The sequence below is a fragment of the Shewanella sp. Sh95 genome (assembly GCF_001308045.1).
GTDB classification, from domain to species: Bacteria; Pseudomonadota; Gammaproteobacteria; order Enterobacterales; family Shewanellaceae; genus Shewanella; species Shewanella xiamenensis.
In genome coordinates, this window is sequence record NZ_LGYY01000070.1 from 1 (window position 1) to 5,263 (window position 5,263).

Genomic DNA, 5,263 nt, shown 5'->3' on the forward strand with positions numbered 1-5,263 from the left:
CGCTTTATCACGGATAAATTATCGACCGAAAAAGTGTTTAGATTTCAAGCAACCAGCGATTGTCTTTAAAGAAATGGTATTGGCTGCTTGATATTGGCGAGTGTCGCACTTCGCAGTTGAATTCGGGGGTTTTAAGCCTGTGTTAATGACAATTCTGTTCCCGAGTAATGTACCTGTTTCAACATATTGTTTTGAGACTTTATTGTTGCCATCAACTATCCATACAAACTCCTTTCCCATGTTATCAGGAATAATAGCGCTGATTGGTATAGAAACATTAATCGCAGCCGTATCATTGGTCTGTGGGGATACAGTAATTGACATCCCGGGCAATACATTTTGCTTCTTTAAATCTGAAAAGGCTAAAACAACAGTGTAAGTTTGTGTTGACCTCTCTGCATCTAGCGTAAAATATCGATAATAGAGTGGGAACTTAACATTACTAATCCCTTCAACTTCGCCTACAGCATTTATATTTCGACTACCTTCAGCAAAAAGCTTAGAAGGAACATCTATTACTGCTTCCAAGTTGTTTAAATTTTGTAATACAAATAGCGGTTGATTAGGTTGAATGACAGAGAATTCATTTACTAGTTTTTTTGTAATTACACCAGAAAATGGAGCAGTGATTTTGGTATAATCTAGTGTCTCTTGGGCAGAGTTGAATTTGTTCTTGGCTAAGTCACGTTCAGTTTTAAGTTTTTCTAAATCGCTTTTTGATATTGCTTGGGTAGAGTTAAAAATGGTTAGTCCACGTTGGTAGTCAGACTCTGCTTTGTCGTACTGTGTTTTCGCCGAGTTTAACGCAATTTTTTGTTCAGTATTATCAAGTTCAGCTAAAAGCTGACCTTGGTTAACCGATGCACCTTCTTGTAAGTAAATTTTGACGATTTTGCCTGATGTTTTAAAAGATAGCTCAGCTCTTTGTGCTGCTCGGACTGTTCCTGTAAAACTGAGTCCAGAAATATCTGAGGCCGTAATTTCTTCAATCATCGCAGGACGTGAAAATGACATATCTACAGCAACAGTTTCGGCAGGTTGCTCACAGCCACTGATTGCGGCTGATAATGCAATGATAAATAATGATTTAACTTGAATCTTTTTAGTCGTAAATTTATACATAATTTGTCCTAATTACTTTTAAATTAAGTGGTTACATCATATTCTCTGCTTGATGAACATTCAATCACAGTGTTGCAAGTATGTTAATACTAGTTGTGGGGTAAGATTAACAGAAAAAGCACCTATGAAGGTGCTTTCACTGTGTTGACCTTTGACATTATCGCTGCTTGAACCGTTTCCATTCACTAAGATTTAACAAAGTGCGGCATTCGTTTTTGTCCAATTTTTTTCCGAAATACTGTCCTTTTCGATTAGCATTATCTCTGCCAAGTCCGTAACTAAATTTTTCAGCACCCGACATATCCTTAAACTCTTCAGCCGCACGTAAACGAGCCCATTTGTACCGTTCAGTATCATCAAATTTATCTTCGCAGTATTTCATTGCACCTGAAAACGCCCCAAGTTTATATTCTTTGGAGTTATTATCAGCTTTAGTCATCCACGAGGTGAATGTAATTAGCATTGTTAATAATGTAATTATGACTGTTTTCATAAATTGGCCTTTATATGATTTCAAAATTTATATGTAAGCGATAACATCGCCATAGTGACGCTGTCATTTTCTACAATTGGGGAGTTACTAATGTCTTTATCTAAGACAATGTGCCTTAAAAATGCGGTTGCATTTAACGATTCTGAGATTTTATATGAAATAATCATGTTTAAAGTCAAATCAGTAGTGTTACCAATATTATAGTTGTCCGTGCCATAATAGTAGTTGGCAACGTCAGCACTTTTAAATGTAGTACCAACTGACGGAATAAAGCTTAAGTCATTTGTTATACGTACAGGATAACTGTAGTTTATTTTAAATATACTCCCTTCACTATGGCCTGAAATATCATATAACGCTGATGTATTAAAAATCCCTATTGGAGAGTGATAAGAAAGTTTTGCTCCTGAATATATTGAGATTTTTCTATCTTCAAGCATTCTGACGGCTGAGTCTTTAGAATCAGAAGCCTTTAAAAAATCTTCACCTAACTCTGTAGCAAAAGAGAGTTTTAGGCGTTCAATTTCATAAATATCATATTCAAGATTAAAGATGCTTGCCCTTAATCTCTCACCATTGTAGTTAACCAATGGTAGGCCATAGTTTTTATTATCAACGCCAATGTAAGGCGATGATAGATTGAGAACTCCTACACCCAAGGACCAAGGTGAATCGTTAGCTGAAGCTTCAATAGTGAGCCCCATTGAAAGTACGGAAAGAAACAAAGTTTTAACGCATGGACAACGCATGTTATACCTCACAATAGATTGCACCAATATGGTGCATAAATGAATATTGATTCATAATGAGGTGAAGTGTAGATTTTTGATCGTTTTTTGTCAATGTGGTCAAATTATAAACTAGGCAAAGTTGATTAAATTTTATAAAACGCCTTAAAAATGGTCTATGTGATTGATTTTATATATTGTTAATGTTTAGGTTGACTGGTGTGGGATCGAATTTGTGTATAATTAATCTATATAACATTTCTATGCTAGATAGTGTTTTTTTCTCTGGATGTAATTTCGGCTTTGTTTCCTGAACCGATTTGGCGAACAAAGTCGCCATAATTGTTTAAATATCAAATCTCACAGTAAGTTTCAGGAATTCCTGAGACTGGCGTTGTTGCCTAAATCAATCTTAGGTAAGCCTTTTTAACAGTGGCCCTAGTATTCATTGACCCTCTGGCGAATAAGCATACCTATGACTTTGTTCATCACTTTCACACCAGTCAATGTCTTGTCGACTTGACCGTTGTTTTCGCGCAGCTCAATTTCGTCTAAGCTAATAAGCAGCATGCAACGATACACAGCAGTTCTGATCGGGAGCGTTGGTCTTGTTTTCATCGTTTGAGTTCATCACTTTTCTGCGCGGTGACGGCCTCGTTTCTGTAGGGCCTTCTTCCCAATAACCCGCATTTTTCTGCTGCGGTATCGTAGGTTTACTCCCTCTGTGTTACTGCAGCTTATGACTGTTTTTGGTGTCATCAGCGCCATCAGCTGACACTTGTTTTATCTTGCGTCTCAGGGGGGAATAATGTTGGTAGAGCAGCGCTATCTGCCACACTCTCTAAATTGACTTCGGCTGCGATGACTTTATGTGTGGCCGCATTTAACGCTAGATGCAAATTACGGCAAGTACTGCGTTTTTCCTTAATATGTTTTCGCATTTTCCATTCATCTTAGCCATAGACTTTCAGCTCTGCGGCATCGACATCCAAATGAGCAATCGCATCTCGGTTTGGGTTACGGTAGTTAATCTTGACTATTTTTGCCAGTTTGCTGATGTAACTGTAATCAGATAAAGTTAATTGCACACTCATCAAATGACACACTTAGTTGAGAAAATCTTCTAGTGCTCGTAAGGGGAGATTAAATAACCCTTTGAGTATCAAGGTGGTGTCTATCGCCGTGTCACTGTATTGAAATCCCCGACCTCGGGCATCAGATGGTCAGTGCTACACCAGGGGTTGATTGCCTGCGCGTCTATCCAAAAAGTCAGTGAGCCCCGGTTGGTCAGCGCTTTGTAGTATTCCGGTCAATTGGTGATGCGATGCTTGGATTTGCATATCTGATGAGCTTCCTGTGTGGTAGTTACATGATCTGCTCGCATCTGAGACAGAAGGTTCATTCATTTGGGCAACAACGCTGTGATTTTCATGTTTACTCGGCGAACTACGCTTAGCGCGAAGCAAATTAGTCACCCTGTACGCAAGTTTCAAAACTACTACAGTCCATCAGAGTAAAAAATTGTTACCACTCCGTTTGCTATTTCTGCTATTAGTAGCAGAAATAGCAAACAATTAAGGATATAAGTCTATGGAAAGAGTGGTTCAGCTATCGTCAGTCAATTTGAATAAAAGTACCGCCTCTGTCATAAAATTTTTGATGGATAAGGATATGCCGATACTTTTCAGGGTGCCTGATAATAAGAATGCATGGGTTATAAAACGCGCGAGTGATGATCTACTTAAATGGATACAAGGAGAAATAAAAAATTCACAGGAAGTAAGGCCTTTCATTCCTTACAGTGATGCTAAAAGGGATAAGGAACAACAGTTTGAAAAAGATCTTCAAAAAATCACTGATGTCCAACTCATAAAGGGTGTCAGCTACGGTTGTCTAGGTGCAAATGAACTATCCATTTTGCTTACTCATAAAATCATAAGAATCAACAAATTAAATTTAATCATGATTTATGACACCGATGGTAAATTGAGTTTAGCTGTAGAAACTCGCCGAAGTCAAAAGTCTAATATTCAGACGATTGATCACAAACCAATTTCCCGTACTCTCCTGAAATCCGTCTCTTGTGGTGAAATCCTATTTACCAATAAAGCCGTTGATTATTGGGCTAAAGATAATAGTACGCTAAATGACATAGTTGGGATTGATATTACCTTCGATTCATTAGTCGTCTATGAGTCAGACATTCTCAATTTTATACATAATGATCTGGATTCTATCCCCTCTGATAGTCCTTACTACATTCCTGAGGATTTGCGTGACAAGAGTGATCTTGATCAATTAGCAGCGTTAGGTTATCAACTTTTCTCAAATAATTGTAAATCAACAATCACATCCAAGGATCTAGCTGCAAAAATTGAACGTACAATGGGATACTCTGGTAAGAAAGCTGTGACTGCAGCTCATTTCCTAATCCCAAACCCTAAGGGTAATAATATTAGAGATCTATTAGTCAACGATAATACTAATCCAGATTGTAAATTTCCCTTTTTGGTACAAGCATTTGCGTTACATGGCATACACATCAAATCTGAGGACATGTCAAAAGTAAATTCTCTATTAATCACATATTTTAATGATCACAATTTTTCAGTGGATAATGCAAAATATGCTGAGCTTATTTTACGAAAAAAAGTTAGGGTGAGGTAAATCTGTTTTAAATCAAAGCCTTGATTTGTCGGGGGAGTGATTTCCATCCATTCGCTCCCTTATTAATTATTTTTAGACTGCTTATAGTGACCTTGCACATTTACACATAAATGAGGTGACTATGTTCTGAAGGATCCCCTCATAAATCAGCCATAGCATAGCCATATTTGAGCAACTGATTGGCGAATAATACCCAGGCCGCCAGCAATTCTTTCTCCGTGATTTGATAATCAGGCCGCCTGAGTACCTCCAA

4 protein-coding genes and 1 pseudogene are annotated in these 5,263 nt (G+C 37.7%); 1 reads left to right on the top strand and 4 read right to left on the bottom strand.

Going from position 1 to position 5,263, the window contains the following annotated elements; all coding sequences use genetic code 11:
* Positions 1–18: 18 nt before the first annotated feature.
* The 4 genes and pseudogenes from AEA42_RS05310 to AEA42_RS05325 all read right to left on the bottom strand — a co-directional run bounded on the left by AEA42_RS05310 (position 19) and on the right by AEA42_RS05325 (position 3,634).
* On the bottom strand, positions 19–1,122 hold the full coding sequence (locus tag AEA42_RS05310; protein ID WP_055647174.1) for an efflux RND transporter periplasmic adaptor subunit: 1,104 nt from the start codon (positions 1,120–1,122) through the stop codon (positions 19–21).
* 157 nt (positions 1,123–1,279) lie between these two features.
* Positions 1,280–1,615, bottom strand: coding sequence for a hypothetical protein (locus tag AEA42_RS05315; protein ID WP_055647175.1), 336 nt, complete (start codon positions 1,613–1,615; stop codon positions 1,280–1,282).
* 20 nt (positions 1,616–1,635) lie between these two features.
* A complete protein-coding gene (locus tag AEA42_RS05320; RefSeq protein WP_055647176.1) occupies positions 1,636–2,364 on the bottom strand; it encodes a MipA/OmpV family protein in 729 nt (242 codons plus the stop codon).
* A gap of 417 nt (positions 2,365–2,781) precedes the next feature.
* Positions 2,782–3,634 (bottom strand): annotated as a pseudogene (locus tag AEA42_RS05325) (IS5 family transposase).
* A 299-nt stretch (positions 3,635–3,933) separates the two neighbouring features.
* On the opposite strand from AEA42_RS05325, the gene AEA42_RS05330 reads away from it, so the two are divergent.
* A complete protein-coding gene (locus AEA42_RS05330) occupies positions 3,934–5,010 on the top strand; it encodes a hypothetical protein (RefSeq protein ID WP_055647177.1) in 1,077 nt (358 codons plus the stop codon).
* Positions 5,011–5,263: the final 253 nt, after the last annotated feature.